This is a genomic window from Rhizobium leguminosarum (assembly GCF_001679785.1).
Lineage (GTDB): Bacteria > Pseudomonadota > Alphaproteobacteria > Rhizobiales > Rhizobiaceae > Rhizobium > Rhizobium leguminosarum_R.
The window spans coordinates 405,670-430,411 of the sequence record NZ_CP016287.1 but is presented as its reverse complement, the minus strand read 5'-3'; the positions used below and the strand labels follow the sequence as shown (position 1 = coordinate 430,411).

The 24,742-nt window shown below is 58.2% G+C and carries 16 protein-coding genes and 9 pseudogenes; 7 read left to right on the top strand and 18 right to left on the bottom strand.

All coding sequences use genetic code 11. The features are described 5' to 3' along the window. Window positions 1-413: 413 nt before the first annotated feature. The 7 genes from BA011_RS26445 to BA011_RS26415 form a co-directional block, all read right to left on the bottom strand. Window positions 414-2,045 (bottom strand): alpha/beta hydrolase, encoded by a 1,632-nt coding sequence (locus BA011_RS26445; RefSeq protein WP_151343585.1) that lies wholly within the window; start codon window positions 2,043-2,045, stop codon window positions 414-416. Continuing rightward, complete coding sequence (locus BA011_RS26440) at window positions 2,002-3,111, bottom strand: methyltransferase (protein ID WP_065282961.1); 1,110 nt, start codon at window positions 3,109-3,111, stop codon at window positions 2,002-2,004. Before BA011_RS26440 ends, BA011_RS26445 begins: the two co-directional genes overlap by 44 nt. Further along, entirely contained in the window at window positions 3,105-4,181 is a 1,077-nt protein-coding gene (locus BA011_RS26435; protein ID WP_065282960.1) for a radical SAM protein, read from the bottom strand. Before BA011_RS26435 ends, BA011_RS26440 begins: the two co-directional genes overlap by 7 nt. A gap of 3 nt (window positions 4,182-4,184) precedes the next feature. Beyond that, window positions 4,185-4,553, bottom strand: coding sequence for a hypothetical protein (locus tag BA011_RS26430; RefSeq protein WP_065282959.1), 369 nt, complete (start codon window positions 4,551-4,553; stop codon window positions 4,185-4,187). Window positions 4,554-4,578: 25 nt separating this feature from the next. Then, window positions 4,579-5,529: an IS481 family transposase gene (locus BA011_RS26425; RefSeq protein WP_072640442.1), complete on the bottom strand. Its 951-nt coding sequence runs from the start codon at window positions 5,527-5,529 to the stop codon at window positions 4,579-4,581. Further along, the gene (locus tag BA011_RS26420) at window positions 5,451-7,109 is read right to left on the bottom strand and encodes a RiPP maturation radical SAM C-methyltransferase (protein ID WP_065282958.1); all 1,659 of its coding nucleotides are present in this window, start codon (window positions 7,107-7,109) and stop codon (window positions 5,451-5,453) included. Before BA011_RS26420 ends, BA011_RS26425 begins: the two co-directional genes overlap by 79 nt. An 81-nt stretch (window positions 7,110-7,190) precedes the next feature. Beyond that, complete coding sequence (locus BA011_RS26415) at window positions 7,191-7,850, bottom strand: DUF5969 family protein (protein ID WP_065282957.1); 660 nt, start codon at window positions 7,848-7,850, stop codon at window positions 7,191-7,193. A 594-nt stretch (window positions 7,851-8,444) separates the two neighbouring features. Here BA011_RS26415 and BA011_RS26410 point away from each other — a divergent pair. Then, a complete protein-coding gene (locus BA011_RS26410; RefSeq protein WP_065282956.1) occupies window positions 8,445-9,023 on the top strand; it encodes an SdpI family protein in 579 nt (192 codons plus the stop codon). Between the two features lie 175 nt (window positions 9,024-9,198). Here the strand turns inward: BA011_RS26410 and traG are convergent, their stop codons facing one another. Then, entirely contained in the window at window positions 9,199-11,136 is a 1,938-nt protein-coding gene (traG, locus tag BA011_RS26405) for a Ti-type conjugative transfer system protein TraG (protein WP_151343583.1), read from the bottom strand. 16 nt (window positions 11,137-11,152) lie between these two features. Next, a pseudogene (locus BA011_RS26400) lies at window positions 11,153-11,700 on the bottom strand (nitrilase-related carbon-nitrogen hydrolase); the annotation flags it as partial. Between the two features lie 78 nt (window positions 11,701-11,778). Here BA011_RS26400 and BA011_RS26395 point away from each other — a divergent pair. The 3 genes and pseudogenes from BA011_RS26395 to BA011_RS45275 form a co-directional block, all read left to right on the top strand. Beyond that, window positions 11,779-12,762, top strand: a complete 984-nt coding sequence (locus BA011_RS26395) for an IS5 family transposase (RefSeq protein WP_065282955.1) — start codon at window positions 11,779-11,781, stop codon at window positions 12,760-12,762. A 50-nt stretch (window positions 12,763-12,812) separates the two neighbouring features. After that, window positions 12,813-12,920, top strand: a pseudogene (locus tag BA011_RS42255) (transposase domain-containing protein); the annotation flags it as partial. Window positions 12,921-12,941: 21 nt separating this feature from the next. Then, a pseudogene (locus BA011_RS45275) lies at window positions 12,942-13,091 on the top strand (IS630 family transposase); the annotation flags it as partial. A gap of 171 nt (window positions 13,092-13,262) precedes the next feature. Here the strand turns inward: BA011_RS45275 and BA011_RS26390 are convergent. The 4 genes from BA011_RS26390 to BA011_RS26375 all read right to left on the bottom strand — a co-directional run bounded on the left by BA011_RS26390 (window position 13,263) and on the right by BA011_RS26375 (window position 17,989). After that, complete coding sequence (locus BA011_RS26390; RefSeq protein ID WP_065282954.1) at window positions 13,263-13,721, bottom strand: hypothetical protein; 459 nt, start codon at window positions 13,719-13,721, stop codon at window positions 13,263-13,265. A 32-nt stretch (window positions 13,722-13,753) separates the two neighbouring features. Continuing rightward, complete coding sequence (locus BA011_RS26385) at window positions 13,754-15,280, bottom strand: tyrosinase family protein (protein ID WP_065282953.1); 1,527 nt, start codon at window positions 15,278-15,280, stop codon at window positions 13,754-13,756. A gap of 39 nt (window positions 15,281-15,319) precedes the next feature. After that, window positions 15,320-16,909, bottom strand: coding sequence for a multicopper oxidase family protein (locus BA011_RS26380; RefSeq protein ID WP_335727688.1), 1,590 nt, complete (start codon window positions 16,907-16,909; stop codon window positions 15,320-15,322). 654 nt (window positions 16,910-17,563) lie between these two features. After that, a complete protein-coding gene (locus BA011_RS26375) occupies window positions 17,564-17,989 on the bottom strand; it encodes a hypothetical protein (protein ID WP_065283533.1) in 426 nt (141 codons plus the stop codon). A gap of 248 nt (window positions 17,990-18,237) precedes the next feature. Here BA011_RS26375 and BA011_RS42250 point away from each other — a divergent pair. Further along, window positions 18,238-18,555: pseudogene (locus BA011_RS42250) on the top strand (transposase); the annotation flags it as partial. Window positions 18,556-18,609: 54 nt separating this feature from the next. Here the strand turns inward: BA011_RS42250 and BA011_RS26365 are convergent. From BA011_RS26365 to BA011_RS42245, 3 genes and pseudogenes are all read right to left on the bottom strand, one after another. Beyond that, window positions 18,610-19,079: pseudogene (locus BA011_RS26365) on the bottom strand (helix-turn-helix domain-containing protein); the annotation flags it as partial. A gap of 52 nt (window positions 19,080-19,131) precedes the next feature. Next, window positions 19,132-19,701: a hypothetical protein gene (locus BA011_RS26360; RefSeq protein ID WP_065282949.1), complete on the bottom strand. Its 570-nt coding sequence runs from the start codon at window positions 19,699-19,701 to the stop codon at window positions 19,132-19,134. Between the two features lie 374 nt (window positions 19,702-20,075). Further along, window positions 20,076-20,559 (bottom strand): annotated as a pseudogene (locus BA011_RS42245) (transposase); the annotation flags it as partial. A gap of 1 nt (window position 20,560) precedes the next feature. On the opposite strand from BA011_RS42245, the pseudogene BA011_RS26350 reads away from it, so the two are divergent. Beyond that, window positions 20,561-21,288 (top strand): annotated as a pseudogene (locus BA011_RS26350) (IS6 family transposase). 26 nt (window positions 21,289-21,314) lie between these two features. Beyond that, window positions 21,315-22,328, top strand: a pseudogene (locus BA011_RS26340) (IS3 family transposase); the annotation flags it as partial. A gap of 23 nt (window positions 22,329-22,351) precedes the next feature. On the opposite strand, the pseudogene BA011_RS26335 reads toward BA011_RS26340, so the two are convergent. Continuing rightward, window positions 22,352-24,417, bottom strand: a pseudogene (locus tag BA011_RS26335) (recombinase family protein). Further along, a complete protein-coding gene (locus BA011_RS26330) occupies window positions 24,407-24,604 on the bottom strand; it encodes a hypothetical protein (RefSeq protein WP_065283532.1) in 198 nt (65 codons plus the stop codon). The pseudogene BA011_RS26335 and the gene BA011_RS26330 overlap by 11 nt, the downstream one beginning before the upstream one ends. Window positions 24,605-24,742 lie beyond the last annotated feature (138 nt).

Here is a 24,742-nt window from a genome sequence, read left to right as displayed (position 1 = left end):
GCCGTGCGCCAGGGTCCACGAGGTATTGGTGAAGCGTCGGTGGAAGAAAGCACAGGCCAGCCATCGAGCCGCGTAAGGAACCCCTATCTCCTCTCCAGTGCGAGCGATGTATTTGAAAGAGATCAATCGGACCGATCACACCAGCTGCGGCGTGCACCATCCAATGACCGCGCAAGCCTTTCGGCAACCACAATGTCGCCGACAGACCGATCATTGCGCACACTTTCAGCCGCATCCCTTCGCCTACAATATGAAGCACCGTTTGAAGATCATCGCAGTGGCTGTATAATCTACTGACGCTCGCACAAGAGCGTGACAGAACAGAGTGGGCGACGTTGGAACTGATGGATTCCCATCGGGGGATCAGGAGAATAAAATAAAATCAATGATATAAGCCTCTGCGCACAGGTCTCCTAGTCACATTGTCCGCTGCCTTGAGGTAGGACGGCCTTCGCGATCCAGTCAGCTATCCAGTCTGCTACGTCGCGCGATATCTTTCGTCGGCGATCACCATATTGCCTGATATTACTGGCCTCTCCACTTCGTTTGAACAGATGGTCGAGTCCCTCAAAGATTTTTACACTCGCAAGGTCTTGTGGCAGAAGTCCTGCCAACGCGCGGGCCTCCTGCGAGGGCACTTGAATGTCCCGGTCTCCATGGAGTATCGCAACTGGAACCCGGACACGCGGCAGGGTGGTCGCTGGCTGCGTGTCGATAAGCCCTCCATACCATTCGGACAGGTGCGCGAACGGAGCGAGCCTGGCCGAGGGCGGTGCACTACGGTCGCCTGATCTCAACCACTCGAACAAACTCTGCAGTTCCGAAAGACGCTGTTGACGGGCGCTCTCACTGAGCGATAGATCCTGAGCTTGGAGACTTATTTGCTCTGCGAGGATTTTGTCGATCGGACTGCAGGCGGTTGCAAGGAGGCATAGTCCGGCAACATCCGAATTGTGGGCAGCCAGGAACGCAGCGATCTGCCCACCCTCGCTGTGTCCAGCAACGATCACCGGAACGCCCTTCGGCGCGCGCCGTACCAGTTCGTCCAGCCAGGATTGCGCGACGTCAATTGCCGCGGCAAAACTCGGACGCACCATGTCGGAGGTGAGTTTTGTTCTACCAGCTCCTGGCTTGTCGAACAGAACGCTTCCAACACCGTGGGACGCAAGCTGCGCGGTCAGGTCGCTATAACCGAGATCAACCGCGCCGCTTTGGCCGAAACGATCATGCAAGCCGGAGCCGCCAATGATAAGGACGAATGCGCGCGGATCCTTCGGCTGAGAGAGGCGCCCGTACAGGCGATGCCCGTTTCGGCGGATTTCGATATCCTGCCCAAACCGCGGCTGCTTGGTCTCAGACTTTTTTGTCAGGGCGCGAGTTGACCTAGCGAAGCTGTGCCAACGGGGTACCACTGCACTCATTCCTCGGATTTCAACCGAGTCACCAACAGCGACCCCGGACAACCATCCGGCGCTATTGAAGGTCATGAGTTCCCCAAGCGACGAAAGCAAGCCATCCCCCTCTCGCTGAAGCGAATAGGGGATCGTGGTGAGCGTACCGGGCAGATAGACCTCGAACGTGCCGGGCAAGCGATTAGAGATGTTCAGAACGCGGGTGTAGATCGCGATCAGCGCGGGGGCATTGTCGAGCAGCGCGAAGTCGATCGAGCGGACTTGCGTGTCGTTGCGCGTGCCATCGACAAATCGAACTATGACTCTGCCCGGTGTGAACCGGAAGACGGCTTCGCCAGCCGCGCTGATCACCGCTATGCGCCGCGGCGAAAGATTCGGCTCCGCATCGATGGTGGTCACCGCGCGCACCAACCCACCTGGCCTGTTCAGCTTGCCGAGATCGACCTCTTGCCAGACCACGATGCGGCGCAGCCTTGGTGCGGGATCTTCCTCACGTCGGGCCCATGACCGGATTGCCGGCCGGCCGGCAATGCATGTTTCGTAGGCGCAAGTCGTGCCAATAGGGATGTCGTTCCAAAGCAGCCGATCATCAGAGCGTGAACCAGAGGTCATTGGAAGGTTCTTCTGCCACATCGATCAGTTCGAGTCGACCTTCCCCGATTACTATATGGAGAAAATACGCGCACAAATGCGTGGCGCCGCGTTCATCTAGGAATGCGCGATAGGTAGCGCGCGCTGCCTCACCAGAGATATCGCCGGTACTGGCACACGTCGCAGCCAGCCCCTCGAAGTAGACCGCGCCGTCATTTAGAACATGGTGTGCCGTGATGTACATCTGGACATTGAGATGCAGGCGCTGCGCCATCTGTTCGAGGTCGCCGAGACAGAGGGGCAGGTAGCCGTCACTCAGCGTCGTGCCAATGAGGCGCGCGTTGCCGCGCGGGTTCAGGCGCTCCGGCAACCCCTCAATGATACGGCGGGTAATTCTAAGACCGTCCGGCCCGCCATGCCCTACGAATGGATATGGAAGGTCGTCGGGGATGGGCAGCAGCGGCGGGTTGGCGACAATCCTGTCGAACCGTTCGTTCGAAAGCACGTCATAAAGATTGCCAACGCGTACCTCGATGAGATCGCTAAGACCGTTCGCTGCGGCGTTTAGGCGAGCCAGGGCTGCAGCCACGGGATTGACCTCAACCGAGGTCACCCACGCGCCCATCTGCGCTGACCGTAGCGATTGGATGCCGGGGCCTGCGCACAAGTCAAGGACTGTTTGCCCCGGCGTTGCCGACAGCCTGAGGGCAAGCCCGATAGAATCGTCACCGAAATATAGTGTTGGATTAGGTTTATTCATGTGGCAGAGCAGCCAAAGCCCTTGCACTGGCATTAGCACGAGCCCGCCGAGCCACCAACTGTTTGTGCCTCCGGTCCGCTTCAGGAGGCCCTCCATCCGGAGTGTTTCGAGGGTATTTTGTGGAATCACGGCGAGGTCTCTATCAGTGGCAGAGCCACCGAGTTGGAACAGATCAATGAGCGGCTGGAACTCCAGAGGCGCAGCAGCCCGCGCCGCCACCCAATGGGCGTGCCGCGGATGCAGCGGATCGAAACATGCGAGAATGTCACGTATGCCCGCGAACTCGAGAAGCTCGCAGACTTCACGTAGCGCATCGCCAAGAGACGCGGATGTAAGCCTTCTCAACATATGACGACCTCCATTCTAGATGTTTCGAGATTGACGCGAGCCAGACTGACGGCCACCGCGAGTTCGGCGATATGTTCATTGATTGCATCAGTAGCGGCTTTGCGTGAAACAAGGTCCTCACAGATCTCGCATACGGTCGCGTAGCGCGCACGAAACGGTATGTCTTCGCGTCGCGCCCTTATGAACTGCTGCACGAAGTAGGGTCCAAGCAAGGCGATCGCATTGACCAGTACGCTTCGATTCGCCTGCTCGATCAGCCCTTGGACTTCGCCCGGCCTAACGACACCAAAATCAAGCACACGATTGTGTTCTGCTTCCATCCCGCAGCAGGCTACGAGTCTTCCCTGCGGCGACAAAGCAGCGCTACGCACTGCCCACGGACAAGCGCCGGCGAGAGTGCCATCGTGTTCCGGGAAGATAATGTCCGGATCGGAGATGGTCGTGTGCGCGCGGCCCAGACGCTGCAGGAATGAGTTTGACAGCATGTAGACCGTCCCGTCAGCAGCGGGGTCGGGTAAGGCTTCAGACTTTCCTTGATCGTCGAACCGCGTGGGCAACCGCTCACACAGCCTCTCCATGATGTACTCCGGTGTCACAATGCTGTTTGGTCCGTAGCAATTCGCGATCACGACTGACGAGAATCCCCGAGACTTGGCGGCGCACCACGCGCGCGCAACGTTTTCGAATGGTATCCAAGGGAGGTGAAAATCGTCGGCGCTGATGTTCAGTTCGCCGAGACCCGCCTGCCGCAACTCACGAATCTTCGCCTCGGCTTTCGCGTCGCTGATCGCCCAGGATGCATTGGTGACGATGCGAGTAATGATCCCGAGGTCGTCGGCATGAGCGATTGCATTGAGAAGGGTTTCGCCCATCAACGTCGGCTCTCCCCCTGCGAAGATCACGACCGCAAGCGGGGATTTCGCATGTAGTTCGTCGATCGTCGTTCTGATGGTTTCGAAAGTGAGCCGGTCACGCCGCTCGGGCGAGGAATTCATCGAGCAGTGGCCGCAGGACGCGGTGCACTGGCTCGTTGTTAGGACGGTAAGTTGTCGCGGTTGCAGAACAGTCATGGCCTACTCCGTCGTCGCAAGGGAAACGACATGCTCTAGCGTTTGCTCTGTGGCGAGGTCGGAATCGGTCCATGGATTGAGGCCCGCCTCCTGCGCAAGCCCAAGCCAAAGACCATCCATGAAGATCGCGAATCGCTCAGTTGCAAAGGTGTGCAGGATCACTTCCACCTCCTCCAACTCGATGCCGCATTTCTCCGCGACCCGGCCCGCGTGGATAGGATGCGCGATGGCTTGGTAGATAGCGTACTCCTTTGGGGAGAGGTGCCGCGTCCTGATCTTGTCAGCGCTCCGCTTCACGATAAGGGGCACGGCATCGGAGGCTACGAAGATGAGCCGCGCCTCGGAAGTGAACGAGATCTGCCATTCGACCACTGCTCGGCGCAATTCGGCATAGAGGTTAGTTGTTTAGTCCCGGCATTTGATGGATAGGATCGATGATGAATCGATCTGGCTCGGAAGTCCACCTTTTGCAGATGAACTCGTAGGGGGTGAGGCCCTTTAGTGTCTTGAGCCTGCGCCCAAAATTGTAGGCGTCGATGAAGTCGGCGAGATGCTTTTTCAGTTGTGCGTGATCGTCGTAGTGGAAGCGCTTGACAGTCGCTTCCTTGATCGTCCGGTTCATCCGCTCGACCTGCCCATTGGTCCATGGGTGCTTAACCTTTGTCAGGCGATGCTCGATCTCGTATTCCTCACAGACTCGGTCGAAGATGTGCTGGAAGGCATTTTGGTCACAGGCCCGGTTGGTGAACTGGATGCCATTATCGGTCAGGATAGTATGGATGGTGTAGGGCACCGCCGCGATCAGGTTGCGCAGGAACTGGGCGGCATTCATCTTGCCAGCTTTGGCATAGAGCTCAGCGAAGGCGAACTTGGACGTGCGATCAATCGCCACGAAGAGATAGAGCTTGCCCTCAGCCGTCTGCACCTCGGCAATATCGACGTGGAAGTAGCCGATCGGGTAGCTTTTGAACTTTTTCTTCGGTTCTTTGTCGCCTTTCACTTCCGGCAGGCGTGAAATGCCGTGGCGCTGCAGACACCTGTGCAGGGACGAACGTGTCAGATGCGGGATCGTCGGTTGAAGGGCATAGAGGCAGTCATCAAGAGGCAGCAATGTATGCCTGCGAAAGGCGACGATGACGGCTTCTTCTTCAAGGGAGAGGATTGTCGAATGCGGGTCCTTCGGGCCTGTCGGAAGATCGGCCAATGATGTCCGTCTCTTCCATTTGGCTATTGTCTTCTGATTGACCCCATACCGCTTTGAAAGCGCTCTCAGGCTCTCTTCACTATTTTGTATTGCTCGACGGATTGCCTCTGTCGTTGTGGCGCTCCCGTGTAGAACCTGGCCCATAGTGCCTCCCTCCATTCTAAGGAAAATAATGCACCATCAAATGCCGGGACTAAACAGTTAGTGAGCAGAGGGTCGAGGCGCTGTTCGGAGTCGTAGTTCAGCTCGTAACAGATCCGACTAAGTGCAGCATCGGGTACCTGGAACGCCAACCTCTGCAAGTCGTAGGGACGAATGTTGCTGATCCCCCAACGTCCTGGAGCGTCCCAGTACGGACTGAAGCGATGGAGCGCCAGTGGATTGACGCCCAACGGAGGCTGCAGATGATGCAGCGCGCCGATTACGTCAATCATGGCCCGGACGTCATCCGACGTCTCGCCTGGTGAGCCGACGAGCAGGCCATAGATCGTGTCAATACTAAAGGCACAGAGCCATTTGAGCGCTGCGATCTGCCGGATGCCTGTCGCCCCCTTGTCAGCGTTGCGTAGCATCGCCGTGCTAAATGATTCAATACCTGGCTGGACGGCGACGACATTGGCGGCCGCCAGGAGCGCGGCTTCGCGCCGTCCGACAGTCGACTTAATCTCGAAGAATAGCTTAATGTCCTCACCGCTCGTCCGGCGATGGCGCGCAAGCTTCGGAAGCAGCGAGCGGATATGCTCGTAGCTCAGTATGGCGTCAGTCGCGTACAGCAAGTGAGGGCGATGGGCCCGATGGAGCGCCAGAATTTCATCGAACACTGCATCGGGTTCCCGTTCCCGATAGCCTTCACGGACGGTTCGAATGCCGCAGAAGCGGCAATGATGCTTGTCGCCCCACCAGCATCCGCGCGACGCCTCGAAGAGAAGAGTAAACTGCCTCTCTCGATAAGGCGATGCGAAACGTTGCGCAATGAAGCTTTCGTATTCGGGCACGGTGCGGTCTCGTAGCGAAGCGACCTTCCCGTCGGCCCTGGGCTCACGCCTGCCATTGTCGCGCAGCTCGACATTGGCAGGGAAGTTGTGAACGTCCATCGTGCCATCACGTAGGGCGCGGATCGTCGCGACTATTGTGTGTTCAGCATCTCCGCGGACGACCGCGTCAGGTTCAGGAAAATGCTCTAGTATGGCGGATGCCATCTCCCCATCGCAGCCCGTTCCGCCGAAGATGAACTTCAGGCTGGGCTCGCGCTCTTTGAGCGCCCGAGCGAGAGCGAGAGAGGGAATCTTTTGTGTGTCGAAGATAACAGAGAACCCGACGACATCGTAGGTCCCTACCGGTATCTTCTCAAGGGAGCGCTCCAGACAAAACTCGGCCGCAGCAATCCCTGCATGGAGTTCCTCGGCAACACTCTGCAACGTGGCCTGATAGGGGCCAGAACCGGTCCTGGCGATTATGGCGGCCCCTTCTCCCACGAAGCGGTCGATGTCGAGATTGAAATAGAAGGGGGAGAACATCATATAGCCGGCCATGCCGTGCAGCAGCTCGTTTGAGCAAACCGGCGGCAACAGCAACGAGCCATAGAACGTGTCGCAGGCAAGTCCGTCTGCCCGCAGCCGCGAGGCTAAGATTTCGATCCCGAGATTGGGCATAATCGGGTCAGCCATCGGCATGTGCACGAGTAGCACCCGTGAGCTTGCCGGCACACAGCGCTGAGCTTTCATGGTTGGAGCCTCCAACTGCCTACCGGTTTAAGGCCCGCGACAAACGAGCAATAGCGTTAGATTTGTACCGGCAGTTTCCGGCTACTGAACGACCTTAGCCCCCTGCACTGCGATCTCGCCGGCTTGAACTAGTGCTTCGACTTCGAAGACGACGCCGCGGAACGAACCTACGGCTGTGACAAGTTCGCCCTTCCCGGAAGCAGCCCGCTTTGTGATCGCGTTGGTGTCGCTGAATACTGACTTGATTAATGCACCCTGACGCGCGGGGCTCAACTTCATTTTCGTCAGCTGCGTTCCGAAATCCGAAGTGCGGAATTTTTGCCCGAGTTCAACATGGATGAGGTCGCCTCGCAAGCCAGCGGCTGCGAAACCGTTGGTGTTAGCGTTGGCATTCGCGTTAGCATTCGCGTTTGCAAGCGCGTTGGCATTCGCGCCGGCATTGGCATTCGCACCGGCATTGACGTTCGCGATCGGGGTAACTGCCGCAACGCGGCCAGAGTCAAAGCGGCTACCGAGCACTGCCTCAAGAGTAGCACGCCGTTCAATATCGCTCATATTTCCCAGCAATGAGGACAGCTTTACCTTCTCGCTGATCGTCGTCGCCGGCACCTCTGCATCGAGACCGGCCGCGGTGATCGCCGCCACCGGATCTTTTGTGAAGGCGGCTTCGAAGTCGGCATCGTCATGAAGCTTCGCGGTAATTACGCTCAGCGACGACCATAGTTTTTCTTCGTCGGGCATGTGGCATTCTCCTTCTTGGTCAAGGGAAAAATACAACAAGAGAAATCCGCTATCTGGCGGCCGCCAACAACTGATCTTAGTCTGGCCTAGGTCGGCGCTATGTGAACGCTCGCTCCGCGATTGCTTTCCTGCCGCGCTCTCATAAGCTCAAGCCCCGAGGGCGGTCATGCTTAGGCTACACAAATGCAGCCCGCGAACCTTCCACGTATATCAGCGACCAAGATCGCTGAACGCGCTCCCGGAACATCCAGGATGGCTCCCGACAGATTGGTCACCGCGCTCGAAAGGGTGATATGCAGAGAACCAACACCCTATGAGTTTCGGGTCTATCTGCCTCGATCGCTATCAGGCGTTTGCGGGGAGACCTTGGTTTGCGCAATAGCTCATGTATTTGAAAATACTTGACCCCCTATCGCCATAAAAGGTTATGTTAGCCACCACTTGATGCGTACAATAGGGTGTAACAGAGTATTCCATGCGACGCAAGGTAGTTGTCGGATTTTATTGTATCCGATCGACAAAGAGCGATGTAACGGTCACGCTCGGTAATGCGCATGCTGGCATTCAACTCTGTACAGCGAGGAGGAAATGGCCATGGTGATGATCGGTCTCGCGCTTTTTGCTGTAGCGCCGCTGCTTGCTGCAATCTTCGTACCCAACGCGCTCGCTCAGCACTCCGACGTGGAAGGGGCGATCATTTTGACCGTCCTTGCCCTCATCATTCTCGGCCTGATGGAGCGTTGGCTGAACAGCACGACTGGCACAGCTGTTTTTCAGGCGCTGGGGTGGCGTTGTCGGCTGCTCCAGCTCTCGATTGTGGCATTGCTCGCCACCGCCGCCAGCATGCTCCTGTTTATAGGCCCGACTCTACGATTCTGGAATTACGGGGTTCTCACAGCCGAGCTCGGATTGCTGTTGCTGGCTGGTGGACTCGCATCGATGGTCGCGCCTCGCAATAGCGTGATCGGCTTCCGCACGCGCCGCACGCTAGCAAGCGACGAGATATGGCGAGCCGAAAACAGCGTCTGGGGGCGTCGTTTGGCCCTAGCTTCGTTGCTGGTCTTCCTTGCAGCGCTTACCGGATCTTGGGGTGTGATGCTGGCGGTGGGCGTCGCGATGATGATCGGAATCGCGTTCCTGGTGGATGATTGGCGCAAGGGCCGGCAGCGGTAGATGTGGTGGGAATCTTGATCGCGCGCGGCGAGTATTTCCTTCACGCAGATGGCTGCTCAACTTCTGGCTCGTTCGGAATTGGTTCTTGGCCTTCGGGGCTAAACTCTCCTCCTGCATCTGCCATTGATAGTATTTCCGCTCTGCTTTCAATCGGCTTGTCCCGATCAGTTGAAGCCTAGCTTTCCGCCTCGTGGCTCGCAGTCTGATGGAATCGGTTTTTTCCGGCGCAGGCTCTCATATCGTCGCGCCTGAACCAGATGGCGCGGCCGCAGCGGAGCGGTGCGTTGCCGGCCGTGAAGACGATCTGTTCGTCGGCGCGCATGCGCAGGACTTCATGAGGCTGGATGAGTGGTCGAGCCGCAAGCTGCTTCGAGCGTGTTCGCGACGATCCCTTTGATTGGAAGCTGCGGCTCACTTGGTCGATCTCGACCGTTGTCATGCCGCAGCGTCGGGAGATGTAGGCCGCGGTTTCGGGATCGTTGATCGCGGCAAACGAAATCCAGCTGGCACTCTCGAACCACTTACTTGCCGCGTCGCGGCCGCCATAGGTCTCGCGCATCTGGCCGATCGACTGATAGATCATTGTGAGCGTGATGCCGTATTTGCGGCCGGCGTCGCGCGCGGTCTCGATGATCCGCATGTAGCCGAGGCGCGCGACCTCATCGAGTAGAAACAGCGCGCGTCCTTTGATCTGTCCGTCGCGATTGTAGATCGCGTTGAGAAACGAGCCGATGATGACGCGCGCAAGACCCGCATGGGTCTCCAGTGTCTTGAGGTCGATGTTGATGAAGACGTCGGTGTTTCCCGCGGCGATTTCGCTGGTCGAGAATTTCTTTCCAGACACGAGGGCGGCATAATTCGGATAGGAAAGCCAGTGCGTTTCCTTGACCGCATTGGCATAGACGCCGGAGAAGGTTTCCGGCGTCATGTTGACGAAGGCAGCGACGTTCTCCTTGACGAAATCCGAGCCCGAATTGTCGTAGATGTCCTGCAGCCGTTTGCGCAATGTCGGCTCCGGCTCCGAAAGATTCATGCGGACCTGCCGAAGCGTTTGATCCTTCTCGTCCGTGTGACCGGATAAGCAGACATCGGCAATGAGCGCCGTCAGCAACTGCAGTGCTGACGCTCGAAAGAAGTCGTCACGGACACCGCGCTCGCCGCCGCTATCGCTCATGATCCATGATGCGACCGAGGCGATATCCTCCTCCTTCGTTCCGCCGAAACGTCCGATCCAGTCGAGCACGTTGAAGCCGAGCTCCGGCTTCCTTGGATCGAGGACGAACACGTCTCTCCCCGCTCCGCCGCGATGTGCGGAGACCATGGGTGCGACCTCGTTCGATGGATCGAGCACGATCAGCGTGCTGCCCCATTTGAGTGCCGTCGGGATCGTCACCGACGTCGTCTTGAAGCCGCCGGAACCGGCAAAGACAATCCCGTGCGACGAGCCGAACGAGCCATCGAAGCACAGCAACGGCGACTTGCCACCGGCGCCCCAGGTCTCGGCGCTGTCGGCGCGAAACGCTTGGCTCCCGACATTGTCTTTGTCGACCCGATAGCGCTCGCCGATGACGATGCCACCAGCATCGGGAAACAGCTTCGCCGCTTCCGCCTCCGATTTATCGGCGCGCGGTTCCTTTTGGTTGGCTGGTGCCCCGCCCGGATCCTTCGCCTGAAACACGCTCACGCCCTCGAACTCACCAGTCTTCCATGCGTAAATCGCATCCTCGAAAATCTGCGGGAAGACGTCTTTGCTCGTGGGGTTGCCATACCATTTCGCAACGATCCTGAGGACCTTGGCGAACATCGCCGTGCCTCTGCGAAGGTTCTGGCAGGGGTCGACCAGATCGGGCTTCAAATCGGTCGCTTCCTTGACTCCTACGCCTGCGGGAAACTGCGTGAGGCCGACGCGGACGACGGCCTGACCAGCATATTGCCGCACGATCGCCATTGCCTCGTCCGCCGTTCTGGCTTTCGGAACGAGTATCAATCGGCCGCCCGATTTGACCGTAACGGCGAGGGGATCATCCGAGCCCGCTGCCATCACGAACTGCTCCACGATTGCGGGCTTGAGGGAAGGGTCTGCGCATTCTTTTATCAGGGCGGCGTCGAGCATGGAGTCTCGTTGGCACTCAAGTGTTGAAGGCAATAACGAACGGTTTTGCGAAGAGCTTTGCCCATGCGGTGGTGGTGGCGCGTTGGATGGAGACAATCGATGTCCCTTCGGTCCACCAGCCGTTTCCGACGGCAATGATGAAGTCAGGATCGTGCAGCATCGATTGGAGGACGGGCCAGACGATCAGTTGCTCATAGCAAATCAGTGGTGCCGCCCGGCTGCCCCCGACAGCGACGATCGGGTTCGCAAAAAAATCCGCCCTGGCGCCGCCACTCCCCCCAAACCAGGATCGCCACGGCTGCCACATCGAGCCAGGAACCGGCATGCGTTCGCGATAGAGGATACTCTTCCGCCCTTCCTGTCGATCGCGACAAGGACATTGTCGTAGCCGGTGGCATCGAGCACTGTGGCGCCGGCGATGACCGTGGCATCGGTATCGGCGGACGCACTCGTCCAAAGCCGCGCCACGGTCGGTGTCCAGAAACCGAGCGCAGTTTCCGGCAACACCACAAAGCGGGCGCCATCGCGGGCTGCATTCCGCACCGTTGCGATCAGGTCACGCTGACAGCGTTGGTGCATGGATCCTTTGTCAACGGTTTGGCGATAGGCAGGCAGGATCGAAATCAGTTTGATCCGAGTGCCATGCCGTACAAACACAACGCCGATCGTCGTCATCACGTCGGAAAGATGAAATTCAGGGTGACGAATTGGCGTGACTACGAAGCAGGTCTGCGCCGGCGTGGTAGCCTGACCTTATGGGTAACGCCGGAGGCACTGGCAGGATGGCGCTCTCCGCGACGCAAGACCCGCGGCGGCCAAGCCCAGTATTCCGATCTCGCCATTGAGACTGCGCTGACGCTGGGTTGCGTCTTCGCAATGCGGCTGCGCCAGACCGAGGGATTGCTCCACTCGCTGCTGGATCTCATGGGGCTGAAAGTCCCAGTTCCAGATCATACGACGCTGAGCCGTCGGACACAGAAGTGGGAGCCATCAGCCCGACGAAACCCGCCGCTGCCGGACGGCCCGCTGCATGTGCTTGTCGATAGCACGGGATTGAAAGTCTACGGCGCCGGGCAGTGGCTGGAGCAAAAACATGGCGCCAGATCACGTCGCACCTGGCGCAAGCTGCATCTGGCAGTGGATGCCAAAAGTGGCGCGATCATTGCCCATGGGCTGACAGACCAGAAAACGGATGATCCTTCCCAGGTGGCACCGCTGCTCGATCAGATCGACGGCGAGATCGACCAGTTCACGGCCGACGGAGCCTATGACGGCAAACCAACCTATCGGTCTATCCTGCAGCACAGCGCAACCGCGAACATCGTCATTCCACCGCGTTCCACGGCGGTGGAAAGCGGTGATACCGGACCGCCTGGTCAAAGGGACAAGCACATTGCCGCAATCGCAAGCGACGGTCGGCTGAAATGGCAGGCAGCCGCCGGCTACGGCAAGCGTGCGCTGATCGAAACCGCCATCGGACGATACAAGAGGCTGATCGGATTGCGCCTGCGGGCCCGCTCCTTTCCGGCTCAACAGACCGAGGTTGCCATCGGTTGCATCGTTCTCAACCGCATGCTGGCATGTGGAGGCCCGGAGTCTATCCGGCGTCAAGTCACGCAGGCATAACCAACTACATCAAAGATCGAAATGCCCTCGATTTCATATCCGCGCACCAACGCCCAGTCGATCCGCAAGCTTGGTTGACCCAGACGCTTGAGCGCCTTGCGAATGGATGGCCCAGCAGTGAAATCGACGAGCTCATGCCATGGAACTACGCCGCCTGAACGGCCCCGGCTTGTCGCTTACAGTTTATGAGGGACAACTGGCTGTCGAACCGCATCTTCACAGACTACGAGGACAGCGTCGCTCACCGCTGTGCAGCCTGGAACAAACTGGTCGCCCAACCCTGGAAGATAATGTCCATTGGACTGCGCGAGTGGGCGCATCGGTTTTGATCAATGCACGTTGGTATGACGCATTGTGTCGGGACATGGCCGCACCCGACCCACGGTCCCCAGACAGCGACTAAAATCACGTTGCCAAACTGGTGTCATCCAAACATTAAGGTGCCAGGGAACGACATCGCGGATGTTACCCTGCAAGTGGAGAAGCCGATCCGGCCTAGGTTATTCGCGGCTTACATCACCGATATTGAGGCTGGCACCTGCGCCATTGCCCGTTTGCGGTTCAAGATGGATAGTGACGGCACGCGGCTGGCGGCAGGCCGGATCGTCGGGCAGGGGAAAGCTGAACCGCTGGGGTTGGGCTCCTGCTGATGCTGAAAACGCCTCGTCCGGGAAAATGCCGAACCGGCCGATTTCCTGCGTATTGTCGCCGCAGTGCACCGAAACGACTGTTGTTACAGGCCCCGTTTTCGAAGGTTCGTAACCGTTGATGGTGACGACGATCCGCGTGCCGACATCAGCCGGCGCAGCTTCTGTTGCACCGGAGATAGCTATCGTTGCCGGCTCGCCGACTGTCGCCTGCATGTCACCCTCATTGGCGTGGACCGGGCTGATGACACGCAACATTAAGACTGTTGCCGCCGCGCAGATCGCGATGAGTACCATAAGATGATAGCGCATCGACCTCTCCACCTCTCAGCCCGGTCCAGATCCTAGGCGGATACTATGGCTATTTCTAGCCTTGCTGGTTTCGCAGAGCCTGGCTTGCCCGCTCCCGCTCCGACCGGAACCAACTGCAGATTGATATCTTCGCCGTCCGCATGCCCGCCGCCATAAACCCGCTGGATCGCGTCCGTGAGATCAAGGACGAAGGATGGCGGCGGTCGATGACCATGGGCGCCGTGATGATCGCCACTGTGGTCGAGGACGGCGAAGGAGCCGACATAGTGGGGATCGGTAACGGGTGTATCCGCCTTGAGATCATGCTTGCCGAGGAAGACACGAACGCTCGTTGTCTTGGGATCGGTAATTTCGACATCGCGCAGGAACGCCAAGACGCGTGGAGCGGAAGCCGCCTGCTCCCGCGCGGCGCCAAAGTCCATCGTCTCCATGCCGGAGGGCAAGGGAGGTTGACTGAAGATGCCCTGCAATGCACCGGCGGGGATCTTGACCGGCAAGGAAAGCGGTGCATTTCGCGTTGCTGCCTTGCTGTTTTCTACAAAGGCAGTCGTCAACCCCGCAACAGCGGCATCAGACGTCGTTTCTGCGATGACGGATGAAAGCTTGTTATCGAGAGCAAGTGTCTTGGCGCTCGCGGTCGCAACCTTGAAGTAATTCCTGAAGCCATAGGTGTATCCGAGCTCTTCCGGAATATAGAGATCGGAGACCTTGGGGGACCAGAAACTGCCGTCGACATTGTAGAAGTTCTCGTTGAACGGCATGTTGGTCCAGAGCGGGTCGGCGCTGTTGGAATTGCGGAGATTCCACGTCGCCCAGATGCGGTCGATATTGGCGTGATGCATGAAAAATATCGGATCGCGCGGAGACGACGCGGTGGGCATATACCCGCCGATATTGTTGTGCACCTGATTGTGCGGAGTAGCCTCCAATATGCCTTGCGTGCCGCCACCGCCGGTGATCCATGATGGATCGAGCGAATTCTGACCGCGGGGACGGCTGGTGCCGAAGATTTCGTATGGCGTTGACGCCAATATGCTGTTGAGTACTCCTTGCCCTACGATGTTGTTCGGCATCGGCTGGGTGGGCCGCCAGGTGCGGGTTGCCACATAAAGAGGGTTCTCCTTGTGATCAGGTGTTTTTTGCATCGTGAAAATATCAGGCAAGTAAGGATTTGCGGTCCAATCCCAGAAGGGCATAGCGAAATCATTGTTCTTGGTCACCTGCCGGACGATGCGCTCGTACATCGCCGTAAACGCCCTATGCCATGGCAGGAAATACCAGTTGCCGTGTGGGCAATATTTGAAACCGCTCGGGCTGCCATGAATTTCCGAGAGCTTGACCCAGTTGAATTTCTCGCTGGCGGGCATGGCCTTGAGGATACGCACCGCATCGCGATAGGTTGCGACAATCGGATCGTTCCAGGCCAATCCTTGAAGGGAGCGTCGCCAAGGGAGTGGCGATATCTGCGCAAACGCCTTTATTCCCGGCAATCCGCTGGCCAGCACTCCAGCGCCGATAACCCCGCCCTGGACGATGACAGATCTACGTGTGATGCTCATATCGCTCTCCCTTGGTTCAAAGACCGTTTCTACTCAAAGTCAGTGATGTGTAGCCGTTGATTGCTGACCGTCGGCCGGCCGCAGCAGCCGTACGCAATTCGCCCCGCCGCCATCAGGCAATTCGATACAGATATTTTGCATCATCCCCTGATCTTCATGGTCGAGGATATGGCAATGCAGGACATATTGGCCGATGAAGCGCTCATATCTGGTGCGAATCTTGATCTTGTATGTCGATGAGGCGAGCTTAGCCGGGAAGTCAGCCGGATTGGTGATGAGGCTCTTGACCCAGAGGGTGTCCTTCCAGACACCCTTCAAGCCGGGATATTGCGGGTCGATAATACCGCCGCCTTTGTCAACGGCTCCCGGGGCGCTGACGTCGATGCCGTTCGGATCGAGGATCTCCACGATCTGGAAAGGGTTGACGTGAATGTGAAACGGATGGCCGACGAATGCCGATTGCAAGGTCCACTCTTCGACACCACCCAGTGGCAGAGCACGGTCGACATAGTTGGGGTCGTATGAGCGCGGCTTGAATGTTGTAGGATCGAAGTTCTTCGGATCGAACGATTTGTTGCCCACCTCGAACTTCGCAACGTCACCATTGAGATCGATGAAAAAGACCAGTTCCTGCGTTCCGGTGATTTCGTCGTCGCTAACATCCGGATGAGGTACGAACCGGGTCAGTTTGAGGCCGTCTTTGAGATCGGCAACGACCGCGGCCCTGACATCCGTGGGCATCGTCCGCTCCGCGGCCGCCACGAGTGCGTCAGTCAAAGCCGAGTCAATATTGCTGACCGGAGACCCGGCCGCGACCGACACGGTGGCGAGCAGTTGGCGTTCTTGATCCGCGCGCGTAACGCTTGCTGTGCCGGGAAGCGGCTCGTTGACGACGCAGTAGTCACCGGCCGTCGGGAACATCACAAGCGCATCGAAACGATAGCCCGGCTGCAGCGTCGCATTGACGGTCGACCGGGCCGTGGCGGTGGTGAGCCCGTCCGCCGCCACAAGATGGTAAGGGATTGGCTCTCCGACGCAGTTCTGCCTTATATAATCGGCTGCTGCTTCGGCCGTGGTCGCCTTATATACTGGAGCGCCCGTCCGGCGTGGGCGAAAGGCGACGGTAAGCGTCTCGCGCACACCGCCATGGATCATCCGCCAGCGCTCGACTTGACCCACCTTTGACTCAAAACGAGGCTGAACTAGCCCGTTGATGGTCGTATAGCGCCCAGACTGCCCCCATGTCGGGGGACCGAACTGGTCGTAATTGCGAATCTCGCCTGTGTCACCCGGATCGCAAATCCAGGCGACGACCTTCCCATCGACGACTCTCGTCTTGATCTTCCCGTCCGTATCGAAGCAGGCATACTGGATCTGCTGAAACACCAGCAGCTGCTCCTGCATCGGCTGGCCGTCGGCCTCTTTCAGCAAAGTATCGAGATCGCCATTGGCAGTCTGCGTCGGCGGCCGATTGCCACGCACGACCAATGCACCAGCCATGCCGCTGGACACCTGAAGCGCGGTCGATCCATGCCGATGCGAATGATACCAGAATGTGCCCGCGGGATGCTCATCCGGCAAGTCGTAGAAATAGGTGAAGCTCTTGCCGGGATTGATCGAGATCAGCACATTGTCGCTGTTGCCCGTCGGACTGACCCAAAGGCCATGCGAGTGCAGGTTCGTCCCGTTGAAGCAATGCGGCTGATTCATGTCGCCGTGTCCGGCGCAGCTGGCGTCCTCGGGAAGGTCGTTGTGGAGCGCAACCGTGATCCTCTCTCCCGGCGCTGCCTCAATGACGGGTGCCACATAGGGCGCCTTAGGATCGACACCGGCGCCCGTGTAACCGCGAAGCCTGACCTTGTCGACACGGCCGCTCGCGGGATTGTAGATGCCGTTCTCGATGAATTTGACGGTTAGGTCGAGTTGCCGCCGGCCCGACGAGGCGACCGGTGCCTGCGCCTTCCTGAATCGGCTCATCGGTGCCTGACCGGGCCGCGTTTCCTCCAGGACAGGAGGATTGGAGAAACGTGGCTCTGCCTGCTGGGCGGAAGCCGGCACTGGCAGGATGCTCGCTCCGAGCATAACTGAAACTACTAGACCATACCCCCAGACAGTCCCAAACGCTATCTTGCTCACCGACATCATCTGTCTCCCCTTGCGGTTAAAAGTGCCTGAAATTCAAGGATTAGGGCCGCCGCGATTGTGTCTTGTTCGCGCTCGCCTGCCTCGTTGTTTACGAACAAGCGGCTGGTATCTGCGCTGAGATGAAATGCGTCCGTGCGGTCACGCCCGCTTGATGGCGATGAACGAAGCGACATACCCGGCTGGAGAGCCGTTATGCGGCTTCGCGCGAAGTACCGAGCCAACAATAGCCGGGACCTGGTCGATACCCTTCGGCCAGGTAAAGGCGTCAGTGCCATGGTAATCGTATTCCCAACCAGCGGTTGGCGTTCCCGATCGGCCCGTGCCGATTATCGTGAAGGCAATTTGAACCTCTCCGCCGCTGACTGGCACCACCGGGCCGCTGAGGTCGAGAACGTAGCCGGACCCCATATCAAGTGCTCCGGTCACTTTCCCGTTCGACACGGCAAGCGTGAAGATACCCTCGCCAAAGATGTCTTGGAGTGCCTTCTGCTCATTACCCGCAACAAGCGCGGCGTCGTTTCGATAGCTTCTATAGGTCCAGCGTCCCTGCAACTGAAATGACATGTAAAATCCCCCAATTCTACTGCAAACCGCAACCATGCGGCGGCGTGAGATGTTCAGATTCAAAATCGGCAACGAGAAGAACACCGTGTGCCATTACAATTAGAGAATGTATCTCAGAGCAATTAAACCATCAAGAGCATATTCAAATATTCGAATATAATGTGTGGTTGCGTTGGGCGTTGGTGCACGGATCTTTTATTGGTGTGGGTTAGGCAAGCGGTAACCGCAATAGCCTTTGTAGCGTAGCCATGCCTTTCAAACACAATACCAGCCGCCGCCATCATATTGAGAAGATGAAGTTCAGGGTGACGAACTGGCCAGAATATGAGGCAGGACTTCGTCATCGCGGCAGTTTGACCCTGTGGGTGACGCCGGAAGCCCTGTCCAGGTGGCAAGCGCCAAGACGCAAGACACGTGGCGGCCAGCACCGCTATTCTGATCTGGCGATCGAGACCACCTTGACGCTGGGCCTTGTGTTTGGCCTGCGGCTGCGCCAGGCAGAAGGCTTGCTGGAATCGGTGCTGCCTGCGCACGCCCGAAATCCGCCCGCCGCAAGGCGGCCACGGCATAGTCTGCCGCTTCAAAGATCGACATCCGTACAAGTCCGGACCCATGCACCAACGCCTCGACAGTCCGGTCTCGTCTATAAAGATCAGCTTTTCCGGAGCGAGATCGAGCTGGTCATCAAACCAGGCTCGCCGGCGCTTCAGGACATCCAGTCGATCCTGCTCCAATGCATGTGCGGACTTTTTTTAAACGTCCACCCGCGGCGTCGCAGCCAAGCACCGAGCGCACTCCGGCTGATGCCGACCTGCCGCTCAACGCACAGACGCTCGACCATTTCGTCGAGCGTCACGTCCTTGCGATCGTCGATCATCTCGACAACGAACGCCTCGTGGGCATCCAAGCTCGAGGACCGTCGCCAACCTTGCGGCCGTGATGTCGGTTCACCATCGCTGGCCCTTGCGATCCAACGGATTGCCGTCGAAATCCCAACCCCAAACCGGGCGGCAGCCTGCCGTGCAGACATGCCCGCCGCAGACGCTTTCAATACGCGTAACCGAAGATCATCGCTCAGTGCTCGTGCCATCATCCACCTCTTCGCTGTGGATGTTGAATCAACTTCGCGGCGCCACGTCACCTCACAATCGATTCATCGATCGCAGGATCTGCTCTAGCTGCTTCACTTCGTCTTGGATGGGCAGCCCCTTTGCCAAACTCAGAGCCATCTCGAACAACTCCACTGCCACGTCGTTGTTGTCGATCTCATGGAAGAAGTAGGCCATGGCCTGATAGTAATCCGCCCTTGAACTGGCATTTTCCCACTGGCACAGTGTCAGGATGTGCTTGGAGAGCGCCTTGCCCATCGATAAGCGTTCACCAAATGGAAATCGCGAGTAGTCATGCGATGAGTTAAAGAGTTGATACATCGCTCCAAGAAGCCAGTCTTTTGCGTCCTTCTCAATTGCAAGGCGGACAAATTTGTGTAGCAATAGGCAGCCTTCCTCCATGTCTCCCCATTCGTCAATCAGCGTGTCTATATATAACTGGACTAGGGAGAGGCTGTCCGGCATAACACTGATGCCATCTTCAAGTAACGAAAGTGCCGTCTTCCAATCCTTCGCCTCTATCGCCGTCCAGATGCGATCGATCAAGGATTGTTCAGCGGAGTCCATTGAGGGAGCTGTGTCACCTACCTTTAGGTTGGGCATGCTTGGCGTTCCTTCATGTGCGGATGCGGAGGCCGTTCCGCTGCCTTGCAATAGCTCTCAAGATTCGTGCCAAGCCGCCCGATTGGGCTGACAAACAATTATTTGCTGCTATTTCAGTTACGTGGGCGGAAAATACGCGATTGAGCGAGGAAGAATGCTTGTCGCGAAGCCGACAATAGTGACGACGATGACGTAAGTTGGATGTCGAGAATTTCGGTTAATCGGGCCATCTGGAACTGCGACTTACGACCCGTGCAGGAAGAAATTAAGCGGAGATCGCATTGTCCTCAAATTTGGTAGAGGGGGAGGCTGATCGCCGAGGACGTGTTGCAGGGATCAGATTCTGTACGAGATAACCCCACCCTTGGGATTTTTCATACAACACGCCGGAATTCTGGACGGCCAAGTTCAGTCATCCGGTTGAGAACGTGGATGCCGATCTTGGCTTCTGTTTTCTGATTGTCGAAGTTCCTCGCTTTGAGTTTTGGCCCAATGACCGTCTTCCATCTACCCATCTGGGTCTCCACCCGGCTGCGCTGGTTATTGCCGGTGGATTTCTGCAAGCCATCCGGCCCTTGTTTTCGATTTCGGCGATATGGCGGTCCCGTACCGTTGGATTGAACGCCGATTGCGGACTTTCAACTGCTGTCTTGGGAGGCGGGATAATGATCTCCACGATCTCGCCGAAGCGTGTCTCCAGAAGATCACGGGTCGGCGCTCCGTCATAGGCGCCATCAGCGATAAACTTGGCAACTGGGCCATCAATCTGATCCAGAAGACCTGGCAAAGCGGTCGGATCGCCAACATCATCCACGGTCAGATCGGACAAACAATCTCACCACTAGCAAGATCAAGGGCGATGTCACGTTGTCGGCAACTTAACGGGTGGCGGATAATACGGTTGAGATGACCTCATCGACCATCAGCTACAAGAACCACCGCTTTCCACCGCAGATCATCGCCCGTGCGGTCTGGCTGTATTTCCGATTCCCGTTGAGCCTGCGGCTGGTCGAGGAAATGTTGCTGGAGCGCGGCATCGTCGTTTCTTACGAAACGATACGGCGGTGGTGCCGCAAATTCGGGGCGGCCTACGCCAAGCAGTTGCATAGAAAGAAGCCGTCGCGGAAGGATATCTGGCATCTGGACGAGGTCGTGATTTCCATCGGCGGTCAAAAACATTGGCTTTGGCGCGCCGTTGACCAGGACGGCTACGTTCTCGATGAGATCGTCCAGACCCGCCGCGATACCAAGGCTGCCAAGAGATTGCTGGTCAGGCTGCTGAAGAAGCAGGGCCTGTCACCGAAGCGCATCATCACCGACAAACTGCGCTCATACGGCGCGGCAAAACGGGACGTGATGCCCGCTGTCGAACATCGATCGCACAAGGGCCTTAACAATCGCGCAGAGAATTCTCACGTGCCGCTTCGAAAACGAGAGCGGATGATGCAGGGCTTTCGATCCGTCGGAGGTTTGCAACGTTTCATCTCGGTCTTTTCAGCAGTCCGAAATCTTTTCGTCGCGCCGCACCAGAGACACTCAGCCCTAGCCACTGACCTGCCACTGAGAATTTCCTCCAGAATGGATTAGAGTCCGGCCTGTTAAAGGACGGACGAATGAAGAAGCAGCGATTTACGGAAGAGCAGATTATTGCGGTGCTGAAGGAGCAGGAGGCTGGCGCGAAGGCAGCCGACCTCTGCCGCAAGCACGGGATTTCAGAAGCGACGTTTTATAACTGGAAAGCCAAATTTGGCGGCATGGACGTCTCCGAGGCGAAGCGTCTGAAGGCGCTCGAGGACGAGAATGCCAGGCTAAAGAAGTTGCTGGCCGAGCAGATGCTGGATGCAGCCGCACTCCGCGAGCTTCTTGCAAAAAAATGGTAGGGCCTGCCGCCAAGCGTGAAGCCGTCACGCATCTGAAGGCCGTCATGGGTCTTTCGGAGCGTCGGGCCTGCCAGATCATATCTGCCGACCGCAAGACGATCCGTTATCGGTCAAGTCGACCGCCGGAGGTCGATCTGCGAGCGAAGCTGCGCGACCTCGCCAACGAGCGGCGGCGTTTCGGCTATCGTCGGCTGTTCATCCTGCTTCGGCGAGATGGAGAGCCGTCCGGCGTCAATCGCATATACCGTCTTTATCGCGAGGAAGGGCTTTCCGTTCGCAAGCGAAAGGCCCGGCGGCGTGCTGTCGGCACGCGTGCACCGATCCTGGTCGAGGCGAAAGCCAATGCCCGCTGGTCGCTGGATTTCGTCCACGACCAGTTTGCCTGCGGCAGACGATTCCGGGTCTTGAATGTCGTTGATGACGTGACGCGCGAATGCCTGGCAGCGATCCCGGACACGTCTATCTCTGGTCGACGTGTTGCTCGAGAACTGACGACGCTGATCGAACGACGCGGCAAGCCCGGAATGATTGTCTCCGACAACGGCACCGAACTAACGTCGAATGCCATTCTCGCCTGGTCGAGGGATCACAAGGTGGAGTGGCACTACATCGCGGGGGAAGCCGATGCAGAACGGCTATGTCGAGAGTTTCAACGGTCGGATGCGCGACGAGTTGCTCAACGAGAGCCTCTTCTTCGGCCTCGATCATGCCCGCAGCGCCATTGCTGAATGGGCTGACGACTACAATCCTGTTTCATAACACCCATCTTTCTATGTCATTGAAGGGAATAGGCTTTCCTGATCTCGAGGCGATCCCGCGGGGTGGCGAGGGTTCTTCCGGGCACGATCGAGGATCTGACGTGCTTGTGGGGTCGCGAGTTTGGAACGGCTGAAGATCCATGGGCCATCGGGTAGCGGATGAACCCCCTCAATATCGCCAGCCTCGGCCGCCAGACGCAGCGTCTTTGGCGTTATCCCGAGTAACTTCGCCGCACCGCCCAGATTAAGCCATGGCTCGACCCCGTCGATCTGCGGACGGAAGACCGGAATCTTGCGATATGACCTCAGCGCGGTGACCCGCTCCCGTGTCCAGCGATTGCCATTGCCGGTCGTCAATCCGTTGCGATTGAGGACACCGGCAATCACGTCGTCATTGGGGATCAAGATGAGCTGTCTCACAGCGTCGACAATGTCGTCAGGGGTCGCGTTTCTTTGGCCACGGCGTCGCTTCGGCAGGCGCAGCTCGGTGTGGACGCCTCCAACCCAATGAATGACGAGGACGATCTCAGAGGTTCCATCATCGAGATCGGCGACCACTTCATTGATGAGCGTGCGCACGATGCGCTTCTTCAGTCTTGCATCGGTTGTCGGCGCCGTCCAGACGGTGCGAAGGTTTCCCGCAAGTGCGGTTACCTGTGATGCGGACATAGGGAACGGCTGCGGCGTAACTGTCCGATGTTTGGCAATCTTGGCCTCGATCTCGCCGACGCCAGTCAGTGCGCCTTGTTCCAGCGCGCCTCCAGCTCCGACGTTACAAGTCTGTTTTCCGGATCGGCCGCGTCATATTGCCGGAATGCCCGGTCGGCTACATAGCGTGCTGCCTCGAGGTCGCGCAGCAGGGCATCCTGAACCTGATCGCGTTGGCTGGCCATATTGCGTTCCGCCTCAACGGCGGCCGCGATGGCTCCCGGTTCGACCACGCAGAGCAGCGCCTCCTCGATCGCATCATCGACCCGCAGACCGCCGAAGGCGATGCAACGTGGTTCGCCATTATCGAGTAGACCACGCCAACAGGAATAGCGCGGGATGTTATGGTTGGCTCCTGTGTAACGAACCGTCAGCTTCCGGCCGCACCTTTTGCAGCGGAACAGGCCGGCAAGCAGAGCGTCGCCATGCTTCGGCGCTCCATGATGGCGACTGGACGGTACATTGTCGCTGACCATCTTGCGGATCTCCTCCGCCCGTTCCCAACTGATGTAACCTTCGTGCGCGTCCGGGATCAGGGCAACCCATTCATCACGCGCCTTGCGGCGAATTCCAGATCGGCCATCGTATCCCGGTACGGAACGACTCTTACCATAAGCATAAGCGCCGCCGTAGATCGGGTTCGCAATCATCCGGTGGATGGTGGCATAATTTGGCCTGCGCCAGATGACGTCACCGTTGGCGCACCTGACGGGCAGGTCCAACCCCTGCTCAAGGAACCATAGCAAGGCCTGCCGGGCACTCCCGAGTTCGGTGACCTTGTTGAAGACGAGTGCGATGGCTTCCTGGATGCGTCGGTCTGGATCCTTCTCGATCCTATCACCGGCCTTTACGAAGCCGGCCGGAACAGTGACGACGAGTTCACCGCGGCGAGCCTTCTCATAGCGGGCGGAAAGGGAACGCTGACGCAAGAGATCGAGTTCACACTCGTTGAGGCTGCCCTTCAAACCCAGGAGCAGGCGGTCGTTGCCCTGGCGGGGCGCATAAACTGCTTCCTGGTCGACCAGGACGGTATCGACAACGCGGCACATCTCGATGAGTTGCTGCCAATCGCGGCTGTTCCGGGCGAAGCGCGATACCTCACGCGCGGCCACGGCGCCAACCTTGCCAAGGCAGACTTCCGCCACCATCCGATCAAATCCAGCGCGGGTCACGCCGCCGGCGGCCGAACGACCAAGGTCGTCATCCACCGTCTCTATCTGTGACCATCCAAGCGCTGCCAGACGGTCGCGCATGGCGTACTGGAGGGCGCTGCTCTCTCGATTGTGCAGAACCTGGTGAGCCGAGGACTGCCGAACATAGAGGATGGCCTTCCGCTCCAGATGATGCGGCCCGATCTTCTCATGCATCATGACCGGCCTCCTTCTGTTGGGAGGCATGTCCGCACTTTGCGTGATCGACGAACAGCCGCACGATGAGCACCGTCAACGCTTGGCGAGTCTCCTCCGGCAACTCCGACCATTGCGGCGTCCCTGCCGTCTTCCCCCGCTGCGGGGCCGAGAACAGATCGAACTGGCATGTCATGGGCTGGCGAGGCATGAACATCTCTCCGACTCGTTTCGTGAGAGACCAATGCTGCGCCCATTACCGAAGATTGCGATGACGCATCAGCGTCCTTCAGCAATCTTGCCAAAGTATGCAGGCTTGCGAGATCGACGTGCGGGACCGCCAAGCTGC

Bases quoted from the DNA above. Each gene is read 5' to 3' on its own strand.
- BA011_RS26410 (WP_065282956.1), top strand. From the start codon at position 8,445: ATGGTGATGATCGGTCTCGCGCTTTTTGCTGTAGCGCCGCTGCTTGCT.
- BA011_RS26390 (WP_065282954.1), bottom strand. From the start codon at position 13,721: ATGCGCTATCATCTTATGGTACTCATCGCGATCTGCGCGGCGGCAACA.
- BA011_RS26395 (WP_065282955.1), top strand. From the start codon at position 11,779: ATGCCGTACAAACACAACGCCGATCGTCGTCATCACGTCGGAAAGATG.
- BA011_RS26425 (WP_072640442.1), bottom strand. From the start codon at position 5,529: ATGGGCCAGGTTCTACACGGGAGCGCCACAACGACAGAGGCAATCCGT.
- BA011_RS26360 (WP_065282949.1), bottom strand. From the start codon at position 19,701: ATGCCCAACCTAAAGGTAGGTGACACAGCTCCCTCAATGGACTCCGCT.
- BA011_RS26445 (WP_151343585.1), bottom strand. From the start codon at position 2,045: ATGTGGCAGAAGAACCTTCCAATGACCTCTGGTTCACGCTCTGATGAT.
- BA011_RS26385 (WP_065282953.1), bottom strand. From the start codon at position 15,280: ATGAGCATCACACGTAGATCTGTCATCGTCCAGGGCGGGGTTATCGGC.
- traG (WP_151343583.1), bottom strand. From the start codon at position 11,136: ATGCTCGACGCCGCCCTGATAAAAGAATGCGCAGACCCTTCCCTCAAG.
- BA011_RS26330 (WP_065283532.1), bottom strand. From the start codon at position 24,604: ATGCCTCGCCAGCCCATGACATGCCAGTTCGATCTGTTCTCGGCCCCG.
- BA011_RS26435 (WP_065282960.1), bottom strand. From the start codon at position 4,181: ATGACTGTTCTGCAACCGCGACAACTTACCGTCCTAACAACGAGCCAG.
- BA011_RS26415 (WP_065282957.1), bottom strand. From the start codon at position 7,850: ATGCCCGACGAAGAAAAACTATGGTCGTCGCTGAGCGTAATTACCGCG.
- BA011_RS26375 (WP_065283533.1), bottom strand. From the start codon at position 17,989: ATGTCATTTCAGTTGCAGGGACGCTGGACCTATAGAAGCTATCGAAAC.
- BA011_RS26440 (WP_065282961.1), bottom strand. From the start codon at position 3,111: ATGTTGAGAAGGCTTACATCCGCGTCTCTTGGCGATGCGCTACGTGAA.
- BA011_RS26420 (WP_065282958.1), bottom strand. From the start codon at position 7,109: ATGAAAGCTCAGCGCTGTGTGCCGGCAAGCTCACGGGTGCTACTCGTG.